16 protein-coding genes and 1 pseudogene are annotated in these 21,106 nt (G+C 72.1%); 10 read left to right on the top strand and 7 right to left on the bottom strand.

Going from position 1 to position 21,106, the window contains the following annotated elements; genetic code table 11:
* Positions 1-78 precede the first annotated feature (78 nt).
* On the top strand, positions 79-2,115 hold the full coding sequence (locus HAV40_RS10840; RefSeq protein ID WP_166380814.1) for a beta-galactosidase: 2,037 nt from the start codon (positions 79-81) through the stop codon (positions 2,113-2,115).
* A gap of 287 nt (positions 2,116-2,402) precedes the next feature.
* Complete coding sequence (locus tag HAV40_RS10835) at positions 2,403-5,099, top strand: hypothetical protein (RefSeq protein ID WP_166380800.1); 2,697 nt, start codon at positions 2,403-2,405, stop codon at positions 5,097-5,099.
* Positions 5,100-5,158: 59 nt separating this feature from the next.
* Here HAV40_RS10835 and HAV40_RS10830 read toward each other — a convergent pair whose 3' ends face one another.
* From HAV40_RS10830 to HAV40_RS10815, 4 genes are all read right to left on the bottom strand, one after another.
* Entirely contained in the window at positions 5,159-5,584 is a 426-nt protein-coding gene (locus HAV40_RS10830) for a hypothetical protein (RefSeq protein WP_166380813.1), read from the bottom strand.
* A gap of 87 nt (positions 5,585-5,671) precedes the next feature.
* Positions 5,672-6,328, bottom strand: a complete 657-nt coding sequence (locus HAV40_RS10825) for a response regulator (RefSeq protein ID WP_166380812.1) — start codon at positions 6,326-6,328, stop codon at positions 5,672-5,674.
* Positions 6,325-7,449: a sensor histidine kinase gene (locus HAV40_RS10820; protein WP_203671719.1), complete on the bottom strand. Its 1,125-nt coding sequence runs from the start codon at positions 7,447-7,449 to the stop codon at positions 6,325-6,327. The genes HAV40_RS10825 and HAV40_RS10820 overlap by 4 nt, the downstream gene beginning before the upstream one ends.
* Before the next feature lie 49 nt (positions 7,450-7,498).
* Positions 7,499-10,144, bottom strand: a complete 2,646-nt coding sequence (locus tag HAV40_RS10815; RefSeq protein ID WP_166380811.1) for a tetratricopeptide repeat protein — start codon at positions 10,142-10,144, stop codon at positions 7,499-7,501.
* Between the two features lie 246 nt (positions 10,145-10,390).
* Here HAV40_RS10815 and HAV40_RS10810 point away from each other — a divergent pair, with 246 nt between their 5' ends.
* From HAV40_RS10810 to HAV40_RS10790, 5 genes are all read left to right on the top strand, one after another.
* The gene (locus HAV40_RS10810; RefSeq protein WP_166380810.1) at positions 10,391-10,675 is read left to right on the top strand and encodes a hypothetical protein; all 285 of its coding nucleotides are present in this window, start codon (positions 10,391-10,393) and stop codon (positions 10,673-10,675) included.
* Between the two features lie 211 nt (positions 10,676-10,886).
* Positions 10,887-11,153, top strand: a complete 267-nt coding sequence (locus HAV40_RS10805; protein WP_166380809.1) for a hypothetical protein — start codon at positions 10,887-10,889, stop codon at positions 11,151-11,153.
* Positions 11,154-11,393: 240 nt separating this feature from the next.
* A complete protein-coding gene (locus HAV40_RS10800; RefSeq protein WP_166380808.1) occupies positions 11,394-11,531 on the top strand; it encodes a hypothetical protein in 138 nt (45 codons plus the stop codon).
* Between the two features lie 2 nt (positions 11,532-11,533).
* The gene (locus tag HAV40_RS10795) at positions 11,534-12,784 is read left to right on the top strand and encodes an FxsB family cyclophane-forming radical SAM/SPASM peptide maturase (protein ID WP_239086779.1); all 1,251 of its coding nucleotides are present in this window, start codon (positions 11,534-11,536) and stop codon (positions 12,782-12,784) included.
* Positions 12,781-14,100 carry an HEXXH motif domain-containing protein gene (locus HAV40_RS10790; RefSeq protein WP_166380807.1) on the top strand — a complete coding sequence of 440 codons (1,320 nt, stop codon included), beginning with the start codon at positions 12,781-12,783 and terminating at the stop codon, positions 14,098-14,100. Before HAV40_RS10795 ends, HAV40_RS10790 begins: the two co-directional genes overlap by 4 nt.
* Positions 14,101-14,107: 7 nt before the next feature.
* Here HAV40_RS10790 and HAV40_RS10785 read toward each other — a convergent pair whose 3' ends face one another.
* The 3 genes from HAV40_RS10785 to HAV40_RS10775 form a co-directional block, all read right to left on the bottom strand.
* On the bottom strand, positions 14,108-14,725 hold the full coding sequence (locus HAV40_RS10785) for a polysaccharide deacetylase family protein (protein ID WP_239086778.1): 618 nt from the start codon (positions 14,723-14,725) through the stop codon (positions 14,108-14,110).
* 504 nt (positions 14,726-15,229) lie between these two features.
* Positions 15,230-16,417: an endo-1,4-beta-xylanase gene (locus HAV40_RS10780; RefSeq protein ID WP_166380806.1), complete on the bottom strand. Its 1,188-nt coding sequence runs from the start codon at positions 16,415-16,417 to the stop codon at positions 15,230-15,232.
* Positions 16,418-16,461: 44 nt separating this feature from the next.
* Positions 16,462-18,087, bottom strand: coding sequence for a glycoside hydrolase family 43 protein (locus tag HAV40_RS10775; RefSeq protein ID WP_166380805.1), 1,626 nt, complete (start codon positions 18,085-18,087; stop codon positions 16,462-16,464).
* A 269-nt stretch (positions 18,088-18,356) separates the two neighbouring features.
* On the opposite strand from HAV40_RS10775, the gene HAV40_RS10770 reads away from it, so the two are divergent.
* The 3 genes and pseudogenes from HAV40_RS10770 to HAV40_RS10760 all read left to right on the top strand — a co-directional run.
* On the top strand, positions 18,357-19,649 hold the full coding sequence (locus HAV40_RS10770; protein WP_166380804.1) for an extracellular solute-binding protein: 1,293 nt from the start codon (positions 18,357-18,359) through the stop codon (positions 19,647-19,649).
* 58 nt (positions 19,650-19,707) lie between these two features.
* On the top strand, positions 19,708-20,712 hold the full coding sequence (locus tag HAV40_RS10765; protein WP_166380803.1) for a carbohydrate ABC transporter permease: 1,005 nt from the start codon (positions 19,708-19,710) through the stop codon (positions 20,710-20,712).
* Positions 20,709-21,106: pseudogene (locus tag HAV40_RS10760) on the top strand (carbohydrate ABC transporter permease); the annotation flags it as partial. The gene HAV40_RS10765 and the pseudogene HAV40_RS10760, both read left to right, overlap by 4 nt.

Here is a 21,106-nt window from a genome sequence, read left to right as displayed (position 1 = left end):
CGTACCCCGCGCCGCGGACGGACCACCCCGACCGTCCGCGGCGCGGCCCTCTCGCACCACCTCGCAAGGAGCGACCCCGTGACCCCTCCCGCCCGCCCGCAGTGGCTGCGCCGGCCCGACAACGTGGCACCCGGCCTCGCCTACGGCGCCGACTACAACCCCGAGCAGTGGCCGCGGGAGGTGTGGCGCGACGACGTACGCCTCATGCGCGAAGCCGGCGTCAACATCGTCTCGCTCGCCATCTTCTCCTGGGCGAAGCTGCAGCCCGCCGAGGACACCTGGCGCTTCGGCTGGCTCGACGAGGTCATGGGCCTGCTCTACGACAACGGCATCGCCGTCGACCTGGCCACCGCCACCGCGTCGCCGCCGCCGTGGCTCACCGCCAAGCACCCGGAGATCCTGCCGGTCAACGCCCGCGGCGAGACGGTCTGGCCCGGCGGACGCCAGCACTGGCGACCCACCTCCCCGATCTTCCGCGAGCACGCCCTGGCCCTGGTCGACAAGATGGCCGCCCGCTACGCCGACCACCCGGCGCTCACGGCCTGGCACGTGTCCAACGAGCTGGGCTGCCACAACGTCTACGACTACTCCGACGACGCCGCGCGTGCCTTCCGCGACTGGCTGCGCGACCGCTACGCCACCCTGGACGCGCTCAACCACGCCTGGGGCACCGCGTTCTGGTCGCAGGAGTACAGCGACTGGGCGCAGATCCTGCCGCCCCGGCTCGCCGCGACCCACCCCAACCCGACCCAGCAGCTGGACTTCAAGCGCTTCTCCTCCGACGCGCTGCGCCAGCACCTGCGGGCCGAACGCGACATCCTGCACCGGCACACCCCGGACGTGCCCGTCACCACCAACTTCATGATCATGGGTGGCACCAAGGGCATGGACTACGCCGCCTGGGCCGCCGACATCGACTTCGTGTCCAACGACCACTACGTCGAGCCCGGCCCGCAGGCGTTCGACGAGCTGTCGTTCTCGGCGAACCTGACCGGCAACATCGCCGGGGGCCGCCCGTGGTTCCTCATGGAGCACTCCACCAGCGCCGTCAACTGGCAGCCGGTCAACGTCGCCAAGAAGCCCGGCGAACTTGCCCGCGACTCGCTCACCCACGTCGCGCACGGCGCCGACGCGGTCTGCTTCTTCCAGTGGCGGCAGTCCGCGGCCGGCGCGGAGAAGTACCACTCGGCGATGGTCCCGCACGCCGGAGAAGACAGCGACGTGTTCCGGGCCGCCGGCGCCCTCGGCGCGACACTGCGCGACCTGGCCCCGGTCGCCGGGACGACCCGCGAGCAGGCACCCGCCGCGATCGTCTTCCACTGGGACTCGTGGTGGGCCGCCGAGGCCGACTCCCACCCGACCGACCGGCTGCGCTACCGCCAGGAGGCGCTGGACTGGTACACCGCGTTGCTGAACCTCGGCATCCGCGCCGACGTCGTCCCGCTGGGCACGGCACTGGACGGATACTCCCTGGTCGTCGCGCCGATGCTGCACATGGTCAGCGCACCGGCCGCCAAGGAGCTGCAGGCCTACGCCGAGTCCGGCGGGCACCTGGTCACGACGTACTTCTCCGGCATCGTCGACGAGCACGACCACGTCTGGCTCGGCGGGCACCCCGGCGCGCTGCGCGACCTGCTCGGCGTACGCGTCGAGGAGTTCGCGCCGCTGCTCGACACGGAATCCGTGACCGTCGACGGCGACCTGGCCGCGACCCTGTGGACCGAACGGGTCCAGGTCACCGGGTCCGACGTGGCCGTGCTGTCACGCTATGCCGGCGGCGAGCACGCCGGGCACCCTGCCGTCACCCGACGCGCCGTCGGCGCAGGCTCAGCCGCCTACGTGTCGACCCGGCTCGGCGCGCAGGGCGTCACCGCGATCCTGGCCGGGCTGGCCGAGGCCGCGGGCGTGACGAGCGAACTGCCGGCCGAGGCACGCGGCGCGGTCGAGCTGACCGTGCGCCACCGGGGACGGGAACGTTTCGCGTTCCTGGTCAACCGCACCGACCAGCCGACGACCGTCACCGGCCTGCCCGGCGAGGCGCTCGTCGGAACCCGCGGGCCGGACGGGGAGCTGCCGCTGGCACCGCGCGGCGCGGCGGTGCTGCGCCTGGCTTGAGTCCGGCACACCACCGGCGACATCGGACGGAGCGGGACCGCGAGCAGGCGGTCCCGCTCCGTCCGCCGATACGGCGACCCTTTCCGTGGAAGCCGTTCGGGCACCACTCGGCAGCGCACATTGACGTCCCTTCTTGTCCGGTACGTAAGCTTTGTGCTTCCCCTCCGACGTGCAGATATCTGTCTGTCACGTTGTGGAGGAATCCGTTGCGACCGCGCGCCGCGGCCGGATCGTAGTGATGTCCACACCGCTGAAGCCGCCGGTGTCCGTTGCGCTGAGGAGCCGTCATGGCCGCATCCGCATCACCCCTGTCCGAACCGGATCCCACCAGGATCCGCACCGTCCGCCTCCCCGCGAGGCTGCGCGTGCGCCTGCTCGGCGCGCTGGCGACGGTGCTCGCGCTGCTGGCCGGGCTGCTGCCGTTCGCCCCGCCCGCCCATGCCGCCGGGCCCGGGTACCCGTTCCCGCTGCCGGACTTCAGCCACCCGGCCAGCCCGCACGCCCCGCTGTTCCACGACCGCGGCGACACGCTGATCCCGCTGCTGGTGGTATACGCCACGTTCAACGACCTGACCAACGTCACCGAGGCCGACATCGAGGCGAAGTACTTCCCGCTGTTCACCTTCGGCAACGTCGCCGACTACTACCTCCAGCACGACCTCGGGGTGCTGGTGCCCGCCATCGAGTCCTTCGGCGACGCGGACAACGGCGTCGTCGTGGTCGACCTGGGCGCGTCCGGGCCGGGCATCGCGATGGACCCGGCGCAGCGGCGGCGCAGGATGATCGACCTCGCCGACCCGTTCGTCGACTTCGCGCGCTACGACACCGACCGCGACGGCACCGTCGAGGACACCGAACTCGGCGTGGCCACGATCTTCACGTCCCGGCCCGGCACCGACAACTGCGGGCAGACCCGCGAGGTCGCCGCCGGCGGCAAGCTCGACGGCAAGACCATCGGCTTCCGCACCGCCGACAGCGGCACCGCGACCAACCGCATCACCCTCGCCCACGAACTCGGCCACCAGCTGTACGACCTGTACGACCACTACGGCTTCGGCGTCGGCAGCTGGGACCTCGCCGGACCCACCTGCGCCGGAGGTGAGCTGTGGTACGAGCCGAACCAGTGGACGAAGATGCACCTCGGCGGGCAGAAACCGGTCGTGGTCACCGCCGACCGCTACGTCACCGTCTCTGACCTCAGCATCGCCACCACCTACCTGATCTACGACCCTGAGCGCGGCACCGAGGACTACTTCCTCATCGAGGCCCGCACACCCCGGGCGGGCACCTACGACCAGAGCGTCCCGGACAGCGGCGTCGTCGTGTTCCGCATCGACGAGCGCAACGTGCGCAGCACCCAGGAGCACGTACGCGGCGTCGAACTGATGCGCCCCGACGGGGTGCGCACCCCGGGCTGTGTCGACGAGGACGTCGACGGCCGCACCGACGAGGACCCCGTCGACAGCATCGACAACGACGGGGACGGCCGCGTCGACGAGGACCCCGCCGAGACTTCGGTGGCCTGCGACGGCGGCAGCGACATCGACGCGTGGGACCCGAGCGACTCCCGTACGCCGCAGCGCACCATGGACCGGCCGTGGGCCGACGGCACCCCCGCGAAGGTCGCCGTGCGTGCCATCGGCAAGCCGTTCTTCGCCGGTGGCCCGGCCGACACCTGGTGGTCCCAGGTCTACCTCGACGTCCGGGGCCCCGGTGTGCTCGTCGACCCGGCCGACGCCCGCGGCAACGCCCCGCGGCCGACGCTGACCATGGGCACGCCCACCGACCTGTCGTTCACGGTGCGCAACACCGGCGAGGAGACCGACACCTTCGACTTCACCGAACTGGTGCCCTCGACCTGGACGGCCACCACGCAGCGGATGACGCTCGCGGCGGGGCAGCAGGCCACGGCGACCATCAAGGTCACCGTCCCGGCCGGGGAACGGGTCGGCCAGCACTCGCTGTTCGCGCGGGGGACCAGCACCACCGACACCGACATCCGGACCGACTACCAGTTCCTCGTCGACGTGCGCAAGAGGCCGCTGGACATCTCCTACACCGGCGACGCCTCCGTCGACCACTCGGACCCGGCGGCCCTGTCGGCGGTCGTCCGCGACGGCATCACCGGCACGCCCGTTGCCGGCAGGCAGGTCGACTTCACCGTCGCCGGCCAGACGCTCACCGCGACGACCGGCGCCGACGGCGTAGCCAGGGCCACCTGGCTCGCCGACCGGGCCCCGGGCGACTACCCGGTGCTGGCCCGCACCCCGGCGGACGGGCTGTACGAGGCGGCGGCCACCGACACGACACTCACCGTCGAGCGGGAGAACCTCACCTTCACCGTGACCGGCCTGGTTCAAGCGGCGGGGACCGGTGCGAAGCTGACACTGCAGGCCACCCAGGAGGCCGACGGGTATCCGGCCGACCTCAGCCGGGCCGGCGCCCACCTGAGCCTGTCGCCGACGCTGACCAGCGGCAGCCGCTCCTACGACGTGGTGTTCGACGCCGCCGGACGGGCGGAGGTGTCACTGACGGCGGCCCCGGCCGACATCTGGGCGCTGCGCGCCGACCTCACCGGCGCGTACTTCACCGGGCCGCCCGTCGACGCCGAGCTGGTCCTGTTCAACCCGGCGGGCCGCGTGTCCGGCACCGGCCGCGGCGACGACCGGGCGGGCACCGACCTGCGGATGACCTCCTCGATCCGGTACCAGGGCGGCGTACCCAGCGGTTCGGTCCGCGTCGACCGCGCGGCGCAGCGCTTCGACGTCGACACCGTCACCTGGCTCGTCGTGGTCGGTGACCGGGCGGTCTTCCAGGCCACGGGCCGGTTCGGCGGCAGCCCCGCCACGCTGCGCGCCACGCTGTTCGACGGCGGCAACCCGGGCAAGGGCCACGACACGTTCTCGCTGCGCATCACCGGCACGGGCACGCCGTACGAGTCGGGTGTGGTGACGCTGGACAACGGCAACCTCGGCGTCCAGTGACACCACCGCCCGGTCCGCCGACACCCTGTGCGGGTGACGGCGGACCGGGCGGTCCGTGCTCAGTGCCGGTACTCGTGGTGGCGCCACAGCATCGCGGCCAGCATCGCGGGAAACATCAGCAGGTGGCCGCCCATCATCAGCCCGTGCCCGGAGAGCACACCGAACGCGTACGGCACCAGCAGCAGCAGGAACGGCGCGAACATCGCTGCGGACATCTCGGCGATGGGCGCCCAGCGGTGCTTGCGCAGCCGCATCCACAACGCCATGCCCACGGTCATGTTCGTGGCCATCACCAGTGCGCTGGGCACCGCCAGGTCGGCCAGGCCGGGCCAGGCCAGCGACCACAGCGGGCCCAGCGCGAACATCCCGACGAGCATGGCGACGACCATCTCGGCATAGTGCAGGGCGAAACGCAGGTTCTTGCGGGTGGCCGACCGTGCGGGCGGGTGCTCGGCGGCGGTCGAGTCGGGCGTCGAAGTCGTCATGGGAGCCATCCTGGACCAGCCGGGGCCGCGCCCACAGGTGCCGGAAGTCATGGGCGGGGTCACGCCTCGGCACGACCGGGGCGGAAATCAGAGCAGTCCGAGCGCGCGGGCCCGCAGCGCCGCCTGGGTGCGGTCGCGGGCGTCGAGTTTGGCCAGGACCCCGCTGACGTGGTTCTTGACGGTGCCCTCGGCCAGGAACAGCGCGGCTGCGATCTCCCGGTTGGAGCGGCCGTCGGCGAGCAGGCGCAGCACGTCCAGCTCCCGTTCGGACAGCGGCACCAGCAGCGGCTGCGGCCGGGCGGGCGGCTGCTCGGCGGGCAGCCGCGCGAACCGCGCGACGACCTTCGCCGCCACCGACGGCTGCAGGACCGCCTCGTCGCGGGCGGCGGCGAGGATCGCCTCCACCAGCCGCGCCGACGACACGTCCTTGAGCAGATACCCCAGCGCCCCGGCGCGCAGCGCGGCGAACACGTCCTCGTCGTCGTCGAACGTCGTCAGCGCGATGACCCGCACCGCGGGGTGCTCGGCCCGCATCCGCCGGGTCGCGGCGACCCCGTCCAGGACCGGCATCCGCAGATCCATCAGCACCACGTCGGGCCGCAGCGCGGCGGCGCGGTCCAGGGCCTGCGCGCCGTCACCGGCCTCACCGACCACCACGATGTCGTCGCGCACGCCGAGCAGCACGGCCAGGGCCTCGCGGAACAGGGCCTGGTCGTCGGCGAGCAGCACCCGCACCGGCCTCACCCGGGCACCTCGACGCTCAGCGTCGCGCCCTGACCGGGCACCGACGCGATACTCATCCGGCCACCGGCGTGCGCGGCCCGTTCGCGTACCCCCAGCAGGCCGTATCCGGCCAGGTCGGTGATCTCGGCGGGCAGTCCCGTGCCGTCGTCGCGGACCTCCAGCCGCACGGCGGCCCCCGCCGTGTAGTCGAGCACGAGTGCGGCCCGGGTCGCCCCGGCGTGTTTGCGCACGTTGGTCAGGCCCTCCTGGGCTGCCCGGTACAGCGACTCCTGCGCCGCGGTCAGCAGCGGGCGGGCCTGTCCGGCGATGTCGAGGCTGGTCGGCACCCCCGACGCCGAGGCCTGCTCGGCCAGCTCGCGCAGCGCCTCGGCCAGCGGCGCCTGGGCGCGCGGGTCACGCATCGCGCCCACCGACCGGCGTACCTCGGCCAGTGCCTCCTCCGCCTGTTCCTGCGCCTTGGCGAGCACGGCGTCGGCCCGGCCCGGATCGGTGCCCAGCACCGCCCGGGCCGCCTTGACCTGCATCTGCACCACGGTAAGCGAGTGCCCGAGCCCGTCGTGGATGTCACGGGCGACCCGGTTGCGCTCCTGCGCCACCGCCAGCCGCTCGACCTGCAGCGCGTACTCGCGAAGCTGCTCGTGGGCGCGGGTCAGCTCCTGGCGGGCGAGCTGCTCGCGCACGATCAGACGGGTCAGCACCGCGGCGAACGCGGCCGCGGCGAGCATGCCCAGGCCCTCCCGTAGCCCGGGCCGCCACGCCATGCCCAGGTGCGCGAACGGGACCAGGCCGACGACCAGCAGCGCTCCGCGCGAGGGCAGCAGCAGCACGCTCTGGCTCACCAGCACCAGCAGCAGCAGGATGGCGCCCACCGACGCGCCCGACGCCACGAACACCGCATAACCCGACACCAGCTGCGCCACGACGTACGCGACGCGCGGCCCCCGCCGCGACACACTGCGGATCCGGGCGAAACCTGCCGTGGCCGCCCCGGCGTAGACCGCGCCGAGCACGATCGCGGCGACCGGATGGTGCGGCATGGTGACCGGAGGTTCGGCCACGGCGACCCCGGCGACCAGCGTCAGGTACGCGGCCACGGTCAGCGCGTGGAGGGCACGGTGCACGCCTCCACTGTGGCCGGTCGGCCGCACCTGGTCAACGCCGGGCGGGTGCTCACCCCACCGGGTCCGGTGCCGACGTCCACGTGGCGAGCAGCTGTGCGACCTCGACGGTGCGCAGGTGGCCGTCGCCCTGTACGGCCCGCATGTCGGTCAGTACGCCGGTCAGTTCGCCGACCGCGCCCGCCGCGTCGCCGCCGCGGTGGCGCAGCTGCGCGTGCAGTTGCCGGGTGCGCAACGCCCGGGGGTGGGTGTGCCCGAACACCTGCTCGACGACGATCTGCAGCTCCGCCAGGGCCGCCATGCCCGCGGCCGGATCGTCGGCCAGCCCGGTCCAGTAGGCCAGGTTGGTGCGGAACGTCAGCGTCGTCGGGTGCCGCGGCCCCAGGGCCCGTTCGGCGTCCTGGGTGGCCACGCTGAACTCCTCGACGGCCGCCGTCGGCTGCCCGGCCAGGCCGCGCCAGTAGGCCAGGTTGTGCCGGGCGGTCAGCGTGTCGTGGTGCAGCGGCCCGTGCACCGCGGCCAGTCCCAGCATCGCACGCTGGTAGGTGTCGACGGCCCCGTCGGCGTCACCGGTCTCGCCGATCCACCGTCCCAGGTCCGACAGCGTGCTGAGGGTGTCCGGATGGGCCGGGCCGCGCTGCTGCGCCAGCTCGTCGGCCAGGGCCGTGAACCACTGCCTGGCTCCGGCGGGATCACCCGACATGCCCCGGCACAGCGCCACGTACCGCCGGGTCGACAGTGTCAGCGGATGGTCGTCGCCGAGCACGGCCGCGGCCCGCGCGTGCAGCGGCACCATCTCCGCCAGGGCCGTGGCGGGTGCGCCCAGCTCGAACGGCTGCAGCGCCTCGCGCTGGCGTATCCACAGGGTGTCCGGATCGTCCGCGCCGAGCAGCCGCTCGGCGTCACGCCGCAGGACCGCCAGTGCGGCGTGGGCCGTGGCGGGGTCGCCGAGCTCGCCGACGGCCTGGGCCTGCTGCGCCGCCAGGAAGATCACGTCGCGGTGCTCGCCGCCGAGCCGTTCGCGGGCCTGTTCGAGCAGCTCTCCCGCGGTGTCGCGGGCCGCGCCGGTCCGGCCCACGGCCATCAGGTGTTCGGCGAGCCGCCGCAGCACCGGATGCATACCGGGGCGCCACAGGTGTTCACCGGCCGCCCGCCGCAGCGCCAGCAGGCTGTCGTAGAGCGCGGCCACCGGCAGGGCGGGGTCCGGGGTCGCCCAGGCCTCGTCCAGCGCGTCCGCGGCGGTGCGGGCCAGCGCGGGCAGCTCGGACTCCGGGACGGCTTCCCGCACCGCGCGCTGCACCAGCGCGTGCATGGCCACCGTCGGCGCGTCGTGGGTGAGCAGGCTGAGCCGGTGCAGGGCCCGCAGCGCGGCCAGCGCCTCCCGGCGTTGCGCGCCGACCCACGTCCGGGCCGCGCCGGTCAGCAGCAGGTCCTGCGGCACGCCCACCGGGGCCAGCAGCGACACCAGCTCCAGCATCCGCTGGGCGGTGCCGGGCTTGGCCAGCGCCGCGGCCCGCTGCGCGGCCAGCTGCCAGGTGCTGGCCACCGTACGGTCGTGACCGTCGGCCGGTGACGACGGAGGGAACAGGTCGGCGAGCCGTTCGCGTTCGTCGTCGAGCAGCCGCCGGTATGCCGCCACGTCCGTGCCGGTGTCGATGAGGAACGCCGCGGCCTGTGACAGGGCGAGCGGGAAGTGCCCCAGCGCCGCCGCCAGCTCGGCCAGTTCGCCGTCGGGCGGGGGCTGGCCGCGTCCGGCCGAGGGGTCCAGCGACAGGCGGTTGCGCAGGTAGTCCACCGATTCCGGGCCGGTGAACATACCCACCTGCACGACCCGTGCGGCGGGGCGCAGCACCAGCGCGTCGCGGCGGCGGGTCGTCACAGTGGTGCGGCCGTGCTCGCCCATCGGCCACAGCCCGTCCAGGTCGGCCGGGTCGTCGGCGTCGTCGAGCACCACCAGCCACCGCTGCGGCGTGGACCGCAGCCACGCGACCAGCAGATCTGCCTGGGTCTCCTCGTCGTGGCCGTAGCCGTCCGGGTGCGCCGGACGCCCGCCCGGCGCGGCGGGGGCGTCCAGGACACCGCCCGCGACCGCCCGCCAGACCCGGGCGTATCCGGCCAGCAGCGACTGCCGCGACGACGCCGACACCCAAGCGAACAGGCCCCCGCCGCCGCGCGCCCGGTGGAACGCCGCAGCCGCGAGCTGCGACTTGCCCGACCCGCCCGGTCCGGTCAGCAGCACCTGGCGCACCGCGGGGTCGCGCAGCGCGTCATCGATCGCCCCGGCCAGCTCCGGGCGTTGGCGCAGTGACGCGGCGTCGCTGGGGGCACGGCCGACCACCAGCTCGGCACCGGCGGCCGGGGTGGTGCGTACGGCGGTGCGCTGCTCCTGCGCGGCCCGCCACAGCTGGCGCCACCGTTGCAGCGACTGGCTCGTGGCCGACCCGCCCGCGGCCGTCTCGACGGCCTGCACGAGCGCGTGCACCTGCTCGAAGTCGCGGGGCACCGAGCGGCCGTGGAGCCATTCGCCGAGCCGTCGCGCATTGACGGCGACCCGCCGCCCGGACGGCAGCGCGGTCAGGCTCGCCCGCCGGGCCAGCACCTCGTCGGAGACGTCGGGCAGGCGACCGCGCAGCTGCGCGAGGGCGGCGGTGAACGCGGTCCGGGGCGCGCCGTCGGGGTCCTGCGACAGTTGCGCCATCGTGGTCCGCGACCTCCCGTGTCCGACGTCGACCTGATTCTAGGCGTACCGATGTGGACGGTCGGGCCCCGCGCCGATCGCCGGAGCGGCCCGCACCGGGGAACCGGCCGAGAACCGCACCACCCCTGCCGAGCAGGCCGAGCGCGGGCACTGCGCGGCAGTTGCCGCAGCGGGCGGCGGGCCCTGCCGGTTAGCTTCCCCGCGACGGCATGAGGCCGGTCCACGATAGGGAAGGGTTCGGTGACCATGCGCAAGCTGAGTTCCCGGGATCTCGAGCGGCTGGTGCGCTCGCACCGCAATCTGAAGATCTCGCTGTGGGTGTTCGCGGTGGCGATGGTCGGGGTGCTGGCCCTGCTCATCGTCAATGAGGTGACGCTGTCACCGGCGTGCGGCACGGCGGTGGGCGTCGGCATCGGTGCGTTGCTGCTCATCCCGCAGCGGCAACTGCTGTCCGAGCTCGGGCTCAGCCGTGACGAGGCCAGGCAGATCCTGCGCGACGAGCGCGAGCGCCGCCGGAGCGCGGGCAACTGAGCCCGCCGGATGCCGAGGCCAGGGATGGATGTCGATGGATAAAGCTTCTTTCCATCGATATGCTCACGGGAGGTGACGAGGCGCCACGGTGTGTCACCACCGTCGGCGTCTTCGCCGTCCGACCTCCCTGCCATCATCCGTGCGGAGCCGCCCAGTGCACATCAGCAGACCTGGCCTGGACACCGTCCCGCCGGGACCCTTCCGTGACCTGGTGGACGCTCTGCACGAGCTCTACCTCAACGCCGGATGCCCGTCGGGGCGGGTGGTCAGCACCAGCATCTACCGGGACCGCTCGCTGGAGGTCGTCTCACACGAGACCTACCGGGCCGCACTGCGGGGCGCCTACCTGCTGTCCTGGCCGAAATACCACTCGATCATCGTCGAGCTCAACAGGCGCTCGCGTGCCCCGCTGGACGAGGCCGTGCTGGTCGCCGAGTTCCAGGCGCGGTGGAGGCACGCGCGGGCGAACAGCCCCTGACGGTCGCGTGCGCGCCGAACGCGTCCAGATAGGACGCGGACCTGAGTCGATGATCGCCAATTTTTGTCAAACAGGAAGATTGGCACAGTTCAGCGCCCTTCCGGGCTCTATCTTGGGATTCCAGGGCGCGCTGCCAAGCACCCGAATGTCGCCGACCGGCCGCCCACCGTAGCGCAGTGATGGGGAGCAATGGTGGACGCTGCAAACACGTCAGGGGCGGCAGTCACGTGGGCGCCGCTGGTGGACCTGGCCGACCGTCCTGTTCTAGAAGTGATCCAGGGCGGTGACGACGCACTGGCCCGAGCGGCCCGCCGCGTGATCGGCGCGCTCGACGACCCCGACGGGATCATCTCGGCGTTCCAGTCGTTCACTTCGTGACCATGCCGTCGGCCGGCGGCAGCACGATGGCCCTGCGGCAGGCGCAGCAGGCGGCGGCAGCGTGGCCGTACGCCGAGCTCGACCCGCAGCGGCTGCACGCCGCCGGCTGGCGGCCCACCCCGGTCCGCGACCTGATCCTCAAAATCCATCAACGGTGCAACCTCGCCTGCGACTACTGCTACGTCTACGAGTCGAGCGACCAGAGCTGGCGCGACCGCCCGGCGGTCATGCCCGACCACGTCTGGCAGGCCGCCGCCGACAACCTGGCCCGGCACGCCGAAACCCACCACCTGAGTCACGTCCGGGTGATCCTGCACGGCGGCGAACCCCTGCTGTGCGGTCTCGACCGCATCGAACGGCTCGTCGGCCGCCTGCGGGCCCGGATGCCGCCCGCCACCCGCACCCTGGTCGGCATGCAGACCAACGGCGTGCTGCTGACCCGCCCCGTCGTCACCCGCCTGCGCGAGCTGGACATCGCCGTCGGGGTCAGCGTCGACGGCACCGAAGCCGACCACGACCGGCACCGCCGCACCCACGCCGGGCGAGGCAGCCACGCCGCCGTCGCCCGCGCCCTGGACCTGCTGCGCGAACCCGCGAACCGGTCCGTCTACGCGGGGATCCTCACCACCGTGTCGCCCGACACCGACCCCGTCGGCACCTTCGAGGCACTGTCGGCCTTCACACCGCCGACGATCGACTTCCTGCTCCCGCACGCCAACACCAGCGCACCGCCACCGCACGCCCGACCCGGCACGACCCCCTACGCCGACTGGCTGATCGCCGTCTTCGACCACTGGTACGGCCGCCGCGAACCGGTCCGCATCCGGCTGTTCGACGACATCCTCGCCCTGCTGCTCGGCGGCGCAGGCAGCTCCGAACAGGTCGGGCTCAGCCCCGCCGGAATGCTGGTCGTCGAGTCCGACGGCGCCCTCGAACAGGTCGACGCGCTCAAATCCGCCTACCCGGGCGCCGCGGCCACCGGCCTGGACGTACGCCACGACGAACTCGACGCGGCCCTCGCCGACCCCGGCGTCATCGCCCGCCAGCTCGGCCTGCGCGCCCTATCCGCCACCTGCCTGTCCTGCCCGGTCGTACCCGTCTGCGGCGGCGGCCACTACGCCCACCGCTACCGGCCCGGCACCGGTTTTCGCCACCCGTCGGTGTACTGCGAGGACCTGAGACGGCTCATCGACCACGTGTCCGCCCGCGTCGCCGCCGACCTGCGCCGCGCCGCCGCCCCGGAGAAGCCTTGACGACCTACCACGAACTCGGCCCCGCACCGTTCGCCGCGCTCGCCCGCGGGGACGGCGGCCCTCAGGCCGTGACCGCACTCCGGGCCGCGCAGCTCAGCCGCCATCTCCTGCTCATCGGCCACCTGCTGCGCCACTGGCCCGGCGGCACCGCCGAACGCGACACCATCGCCGACACCCTCGAACGCGCCCGCCGGGCCGCCCCGGACCGGTTCGCCGAGGTGCTGAGCGCACCGCTGGTCGGCTCCTGGACCGGCATCACCGTGCGCGCCGCCGAACGCGGCGTCGCGGCCGCCGCCGACTTCAGCCAACTGTGCGGCCTCGCCGCCGTCGCCGCCGCCGCCGCGGGCGTGCCGGCCGACCTGCCGGTGCCGGTACGCGACGGCGTGCTGTCCGTACCCGGCCTGGGGGCGCTGTCCGTCGGTGACGCCACCGCCGCGCGGCTCACCGCCGACGACGGCCGCCTTTCCGTCACCGCGGGCGGCGACCCGTTCCGGATTCCCGCGGACCTGCGCGACGGCGAGCCCCGGTGGCAGGGCGACGACCTGCCCGGATGGCAGCCCGTCCGGCGGCTCACCGCCCCCGACGCGCCCGGGGTAGCCCTCGACGACGTCGACCCCTACCGCCACGGCCACCACGCGCCGCCCGCCAACCGCCTCGACGACGCCGAAGTCGCCCAGTGGCAGGCCGTGTTCGCCCAGGCCTGGACGATGCTCGCCCGGCACCTGCCCGGACGTGCCGCCGAACTCGCCGCCGGGCTGCGGGTGCTGGTGCCGCTGGCGCAGACCGATCCGCACTCGGCCCGCAGCGCCACCGTCCGGCACGCCTTCGGCGCGTTCGGCCTCACCCGCCCCGCATCGGCGGCGGACCTCGCCGTCACGATGGTGCACGAGTTCCAGCACTCGAAACTCAGCGGCCTGCTCGACATCACCCCGCTGACCGACCCGGCCGACACCCGCCGCTACTTCGCGCCGTGGCGCACCGACCCGCGCCCGCTCGCCGGGCTCCTACAGGGCGTCTACGCCTTCGTCGGCGTCGCCGACGCCTGGCGCGCGCTGCGCGCCGAGGACAGCCTCACCGCACTGGCCAGTTCACGGTTCGCCGAAGCACGCCTGCAGGTCGACCGGGGACTCGGCGCGGTCGAGGCATCCGGCGCCCTCACCGGCGCGGGACGGCTGCTCGCTGTCGGGCTACGGCAGCGCACCGACGAACTGCTCGCCGAACCGCTGGACGCGGCGGTGGTCGCCGCGGCCGAGCAGGGACTGAGCGCCTCACACCGCCAGTGGCTGGACCGGAACAAGGCGGTCGCCGCAGCGTGATCCCGGCTCAGGCCGGGGCTTGCGGCCAGTCGGGCCGGGGTTGGGTGAAGCGCCAGCGGCGGGCCTTCAAGGACGCGATGACGAGGTCGACGGCGTCGACGGTCTGGCTGCGGTCGCCGCCGCCGTCGTGCAGGAGCACCACCGCGCCGGGCGTGATGCCCGCCCGCAGGCGGCGCACCAGTTCACCGGTGCCGGGGGTCTCCCAGTCGGCGACGGCCAGCCGCCAGCCCAGTGGCCGCATGCCTAGTGCCTCCGCCACGGCCGGGCTGCCGCCCCAGGCGCCATACGGTGCACGGAAGTACGGAATGCGGGCACCCGGCAGAGCGCGGCGGATGGCGGCGCTGGTCTCGCGGAGGTCGGCGGCGATCTGTTCGGGTGTCCAGGAGCTCATGTCGTCGTGGTGCATGCCGTGGTTGCACAGCGTGTGCCCGGCGGCGGCGATGCGGCGTACCAGCTCGGGGTGCTGTTCGGCCTGGTCGCCCTGGAGGCAGAACACGGCCGTGACGTCGTGGCGGCGCAGCACGTCGAGCAGAGCCGGAGTGTCGGCCGGGTTGGGCCCGTCGTCGAAGGTGAGACTGACGACGTCGCCGTCGCCGTGTGCGGTGTCGATGATGGCGGCGCTCACGCGGATCAGAAACCATTCGGCCGTGTGGTGTAAACGATTCGGGACGCCGCTCCATTCTCGCCAGGCCGCTCCGGGCCGTCAATGGCTTCCGGAGACGGTCGAGCGAGGCGGGGCGACGGCGTCGGTGGGGCCACCGGCCGCCGATACTTTCCGAAAGTCATTGACGTCGATCGGTGCCGCGCAAAATACTGCGAATGCTGTGGCCAGCGTGTCGGCCGTTCACCGCTGTCCCGGCGCGTTGGAGGAGGCGCCGTGACCGGCGGTGGCGACCGCACGGGGTTGCGCCGGGGTGTCTCCGGGCGCGACCGGGGCGGCAGGCCGGCGGCATGGCCGCAGAGCCGGTCCGTTCCGAGGGGCCCGGCGTCGCCGGGCGGCGCGAGGACACGACGGCGGCGGGCGGTGTAGGGCCGCCCGCCCGCGTCGCGCCGCCCGGTCCCATCCACCCGGACCCGCCGAGGCCCTGCGGTCTGGAGAACCAGACCGCAGGGCCTCGCCCCCGTCGGGCTACCTGCGCGGCTTCTGCGCGATGCGCGGCAGCACATACGGCGGGCCGGCGTAGATCAGGTCCGCCTTCATCAGGTGGTACGCGCGCTTGGGCTGGTAGTTCTCGTCGTAGATGTTGGCCATGCCCTCGTTGCCGAACCAGTCCGGCACCCAGGAGTGCTTGTCGGTGAAGCCCCAGACCGTGAACGACAGGCAGTGCCGGTCGGCCAGGCAGGCCTGCAGCAGCACGCTGTAGTTGGCCGCCGACGCCTGCAGCCGGGGATTGATCTCGTTGGAGTCCCCGTTCCGCACCGCCTCGGTCAGCTGGCTGCGCACGTCGACCTCGGTGAACGCGGTCGCCAGTCCCAGGCCCGCGAACTTCTTCAACGCCGCGGCGACTTGCAGGGTGTCGTAGTTGCCGTACTGGGTGCCCAGGTGGCCCTGGCTGCCCACCCCGTCGATCGGCACCCGCTGCGCGAGCAGGTTCTTGGCCATGTCGTACACGAACTGGGTCTTGTCGTCGGCGGGGTCACCGGAGCCGAACGCCTCGATGTTGTAGTCGTTGTAGAACAGCAGCGCCTTCGGGTCGGCCGCGCGCGCCCAGCGGAACGCGTCGGCGATGTAGTCCGGGCCCAGGTGCTGCGCCCAGAAACCCTTGTAGTGCAGGGTCGACGGGCTGTCCCAGGGGTCGCTGACGGCCTCGTTGACGACGTCCCACTGCCAGATCCGGCCCTTGAAGTGCTTGACCACGGTGGTGATGTGGTTGCGCAGGATGTCGCGCAGCTGCTCGGTGCTGATCGAGCCGTCCTCGACGCCGGTGGTGAGCCAGCCGGGCAGCTGGTTCTGCCAGACCAGCACGTGGCCGCGTACCCGCTGGTTGTTCTGCTGGGCGAAGGCGAGCAGCTCGTCGGCCGGCGCCCAGTCGTAGGTGCCGCGGGTGGGCTCCAAGCTCTCCCACTTCATCACGTTCTCTGCGGTCACCGTCGAGAACTGCGAGGCTACGAGCTCGCGGTAGCGCGGGTCGGCGGCGTCGTTCAGGGCCGCCATGTCGACGGCGGTGCCGATGTACAGGTCGTGGCGTAGGCCGAGGTTGCGCAGGCTCTGATCGGCCGGGTTGTACGGGCGGCCGGCCGAGGCGGGCAGGGTGTTGAGCGCCCCGACGGTCGCGATGGCGACGGCGCCGGTGGCGATCCACCGTTTGATTCTCATGAGCGTCCTTCCATGGTGGGCGTCGACCGGAGTCGACGGGATGGTCAGTACTCGAGGTAGGTGGCGTGGTCGTAGTCGGCGTGTACGCCGTCGTTGCCGAGGTCCTGCACCCACAGGCCGAGGAACGCGCCGGTGAAGCCCCACGCGGCGGGTTCGCCGTCGATGATCAGCGCGGCGTGTTCGTCGGACAGGATGGTCGCGTCCAGGTCGACAGGCAGCTGCCGCCAGCCGTCGCCCAGGTCGTAACCGAAGCGCACCGCGGGCCCGTCGAACTCCGCGCGCAGGCCGACCCGGCCCGCGGCGCTGACGTCGACGGTGAGGGCCGGGTGGGCGGTGCGCCGCCCGCTGTCGGAGCTGAGCAGTTCCAGCACCGGGCGTCCGTCGTCGGCCCTGGTCAGGTAGAGGTAGTGCCAGTTGAGGGTGTTGTAGTAGGCGGTGATCCCGGCGAGGTGGCGGTGGTCGGCGGGGTCGAACTCGACGACGGTCTCCAGGGCGCAGCGGGTCGCGCCGACGCGGCGGGCGACGAGGCTGGGGGTCTGCTTGCCGACCGGTGACTGCCCGCCGCGGATGCGCAGGTGCGAGGGCCGGGAGCGCAGGTCGATCCATGCGGGGCCGGCCGGGCGGCGCAGGGTCGACCACGAGGTGGACAGCTGGGGCGCGTCGAAGTGGTCGGTCGCGGGTTCGGCGGGCCAGGCGTGCGGGGTCAGGCCGGGGGCGGCGATCTCGTCGGCGGGGATGCCGCCGGGGATGCTGGGCCAGCCGCCGGGTGTCCAGTCGACCTTCTGGATCGCGGTCTCCCGGCCGAGTACGCAGTTGCCCAGCGGGGTGTAGGGCCGGGCGGCCAGGTGGGCGAGGTACCAGTCGCCGTGCTGGGTGCGGACGAAGCTGCCGTGCCCGGCCTTCTGCAGCGCCAGGTCGGGACGCCCGGCCGAGGTCAGCAGCGGCCCGATCGGATCGACCTCGTACGGCCCGTGCAGGTTGCGGGACCGGGCGACGGTGACCTGGTGTTCCCAGCTGGTGCCGCCCTCGGCGGTGACCAGCCAGTACCAGCCGTCGTGGCGGTACAGGTGCGGGCCCTCGGTCAGTCCCGCCGCGGTGCCGGTGAAGATGATCTGCGCGTTGCCGACCAGCTCCCGTTTGGCCCGGTCGTAGCGCTGGATCTCGATGCCGCCGAACCGGTCGCGCCCCGGCCGCCAGTCGGCGCTCATCGCCAGCAGCCAGGTCGTGCCGTCGTCGTCGTGGAACAGCGACGCGTCGAAGCCGTGCGAGTGCAGGGCCACCGGGTCTGACCAGGGGCCGGTGATGTCGGGTGCGGTGGTGAGGTAGTTCTGGGGGTCCCAGTAGCCGCTGGCGAAGCTGGCGACGTCGCTGTAGACGAGGTGGTAATGGCCGTCGTGCCAGGTGAGGTCGGGTGCCCAGATGCCGTTGGAGTCGCCGCAGCCGCGTAGGTCGAGTAGTCGTCGTTCGGTGACGATGCCGCCGAGGGCTCGCCAGTGGATGAGGTCGCGGGAGTGGTGGACGCGGACGCCGGGGTACCACTCGAAGGTGGAGGTGGCCAGGTAGTAGTCGTCTTCGACGCGCAGGATCGAGGGGTCGGGGTGGAATCCGGTCAGGACGGGGTTGCGGATCGACCGGGCGGCGGTGGCCACGTCTGCGATCTCGGTCGACATGTTCGGCTCCTTGTGTTCGGGGTGGCACTGACCTGTCTTCCGGCACCGTTCCGAGAATTATCGGACCGATGGTTCAGAAATCCCGCCCACCGTAGCGGTTCGAGTCGAGATAAGACAGCCCCTTGACCCCGTGTGCGCCCACGTCGTAACGTGCCCGCCATCAACTGAAAATACCGGCTGCGTACTGAAAGTTTCGGAGCCGTGTTTCCGCACCTCCCGCCGACCCGATCGGCATCCGAGCACCTGGTAAGTCCTCGAAGGGATGGCACATGACAGCGCACCTCTCCCGCCGAACGCTGCTCGGCATCGCGGGCGCCGGCGCGGGCGCATACCTGCTCAGCGCCTGCGGCAGCGACGAACCGAGCACACCGGATGGTCCGCAGACCATCAACTGGTGGCACATTCAGAACACGGAGCCGATGCTGCCGGTCTGGGCGGCGATCGCGAAGGAGTACGAGACCGCGCATCCGAACGTCAAGGTCGTGATCCAGCCTTTGGAGAACGAGGCGTTCAAGGCCAAGCTGACCACGGCCACGCAGGCCGGTTCGCCGCCGGACCTGTTCCAGTCCTGGGGCGGTGGCGTGCTCAAGCAGCAGGTGGACGCCGGTCTGGTCAAGGACATCACGGCCGATGTGCAGCCGTGGATCGGCAGTCTGCTGCCCGCGTCGGTGCAGCCGTTCACGATCGACGGGAAGATCTACGGGGTGCCGTTCGACGTGGGCATGGTCGGGTTCTGGTACAACAAGGACCTTTTCGTCAAGGCCGGTGTCACCGCGACGCCGACCACGTGGGCGGAACTGCTCACCACCGTCAGCACCATCAAGGGCAAGGGCATCGTCCCCATGGCCCTGGCGGGCAAGGAGAAGTGGCCGGGGCACTTCTACTGGGCGTATCTGGCTATGCGCATCGGTGGTCTGGGAGCGCTTCAGCAGGCTGCCAAGGACAACAACTTCGATACGCCGGATTTCATCGCGGCTGGTCAGCGGTTGAAGGAGTTGGTGGATCTGCAGCCGTTCCAGAAGGGTTTCCTGGGGGCGGAGTACGGGTCGCCGGATGGTCAGGCCGCGACGATGGGCAATGGTGGTGCGGCGCTGGAGCTGATGGGGCAGTGGGCTCCGTCGGTGCAGGCGTCGTCGTCGACGAGTAAGAAGGGCCTGGGGGACAAGCTGGGTTACTTCGCGTTCCCGGCGGTCGACGGTGGCAAGGGGACCGTGGCGGAGGCGTTCGGTGGTGGTAACGGGTTCGTGGTCGGTAAGGACGCTCCGGCGTCGACGACCGATTTCCTGAAGGTGCTGCTGGACGCGGCGAATCAGCGTAAGTCGGCGGCGACGGGTGCGGTGCTGCCGACGGTCAAGGACGCCGCGGACGCGATCAAGGACCCCAACAGCAAGGTCGTGGCCGCGAGCCTCGCCTCGGCCACCGGGTTCCAGCTGTTCCTGGACCAGGCCTACCCGCCGGCGGTGGGTCAGCAGGTCAACGACAGCGTCGCCGAGCTGATCGCCGGTTCCAAGACCCCGGAGCAGATCGTCAAGGACATCACCAAGGTCGCGAAGAGCCAGTAGCGATGTTCATCGACCAAGAACCCGTAACCGCGTACGAGAAACGAGTGGAGCAGGCACGATGACGCCATCGACGATCACCGGCCCGCGCACCGGCGACGCGGCGACCGAGCTCTTGGCGGCGGATCCGGCGGCCGCGCAGCAGCGTGGCCGCCGGACCCGGCTCCGGCCGCGCCGCCGCCTGGGCACCATCGCGCTGTTCCTGGCCCCGGCACTGGTGCTGTTCGGGCTGCTGGTGATCACCCCGATCGTGGTCGCGGGCTATGCCAGCCTGTACAAGTGGAACGGCTTCGGCCTGCCGGAGAACTTCGTCGGCGTCGACAACTTCACCCGCGCCTTCGGTGACCCCACATTCCTCGGCGACCTGTGGCGGGCGTTCGTGCTCATCGGCATGTCGCTGCTGATCCAGCTGCCGGTGTCGCTGGGCCTGGCGATGCTGCTCAACCAGAAGCTCAAGGGCCGCAGCGTCTACCGCGTCATCTTCTTCGCCCCGTACGTGCTGTCCGAGGTCACCACCGCCGTGCTGTTCACCCTCGTGTTCTCGCCGAACCGGGGCCTGGGCGACACGCTGTCGCAGTGGCTGGGCGCCGACGCCGGAGCGATCTTCGCCGACCCGGACACGGTGCTGTTCGCCCTGTTCCTGGTCATCTCGTGGAAGTACTTCGGCTTCCACATGATCCTTTATCTGGCCGGTCGCCAGGGCATCCCGGCCGAACTCAGCGAGGCCGCCACCACCGACGGCGCCAGCGCCTGGCAGGTGTTCCGGCACGTGACGCTGCCGCTGCTCGGTCCGACGATCCGGATCAGCGTGTTCCTGTCGGTCATCGGCAGCATCCAGCTGTTCGACATGGTCTGGGTCCTCACCGGCGGCGGACCCATCCACGCCTCCGAGACCATGGCCGTCACCATGTTCGACCGCGGCTTCCGCCGCTTCGAAGTCGGCTACGCCAGCGCGATCAGCATCGTCATGTTCGTGCTGAGCTTCGTCTTCGCCCTGTTCTACCAGCGATTCGTGCTGCGCCGCGACATCGAGGGCGCGATCACCACCCGGGGAGTGCAGCGATGACCACCACCGACAATCCGGCAGCGCGCGCCCGGCGCGCCGTGCTGCACCTCGTGTCCATCGCCATCGGTGCGCTGATCGTGGTGCCCGTCGGGTTCGGCGTGCTCGGCGGCTTCAAAGACAACGGCCAACTGTCCACCAACCCCCTCGGCTGGCCCGACCCCTGGCAACCCGACAACTACACCAGCATCCTCGCCGACACCGTCTTCTGGCGACAACTCGCCAACAGCACCCTCATCGCACTAGCCACCGCAGCCGTCGTCGTCACCGCCTCCGCCATGGCCGCCTACATCTTCGCCCGCTTCGCCTTCGCAGGCCGCGAACTCATCTTCACCCTGTTCGCCATCGGCCTCATGTTCCCCTTCGCCGTCGCCATCCTGCCCCTGTTCATCCTCCT

It is taken from the genome of Catellatospora methionotrophica (assembly GCF_011297335.1).
Classification (GTDB): Bacteria; Actinomycetota; Actinomycetes; order Mycobacteriales; family Micromonosporaceae; genus Catellatospora; species Catellatospora methionotrophica.
Note: the sequence above shows the minus strand (reverse complement) of the source record. Positions and strands in the feature narration are given on the sequence as shown.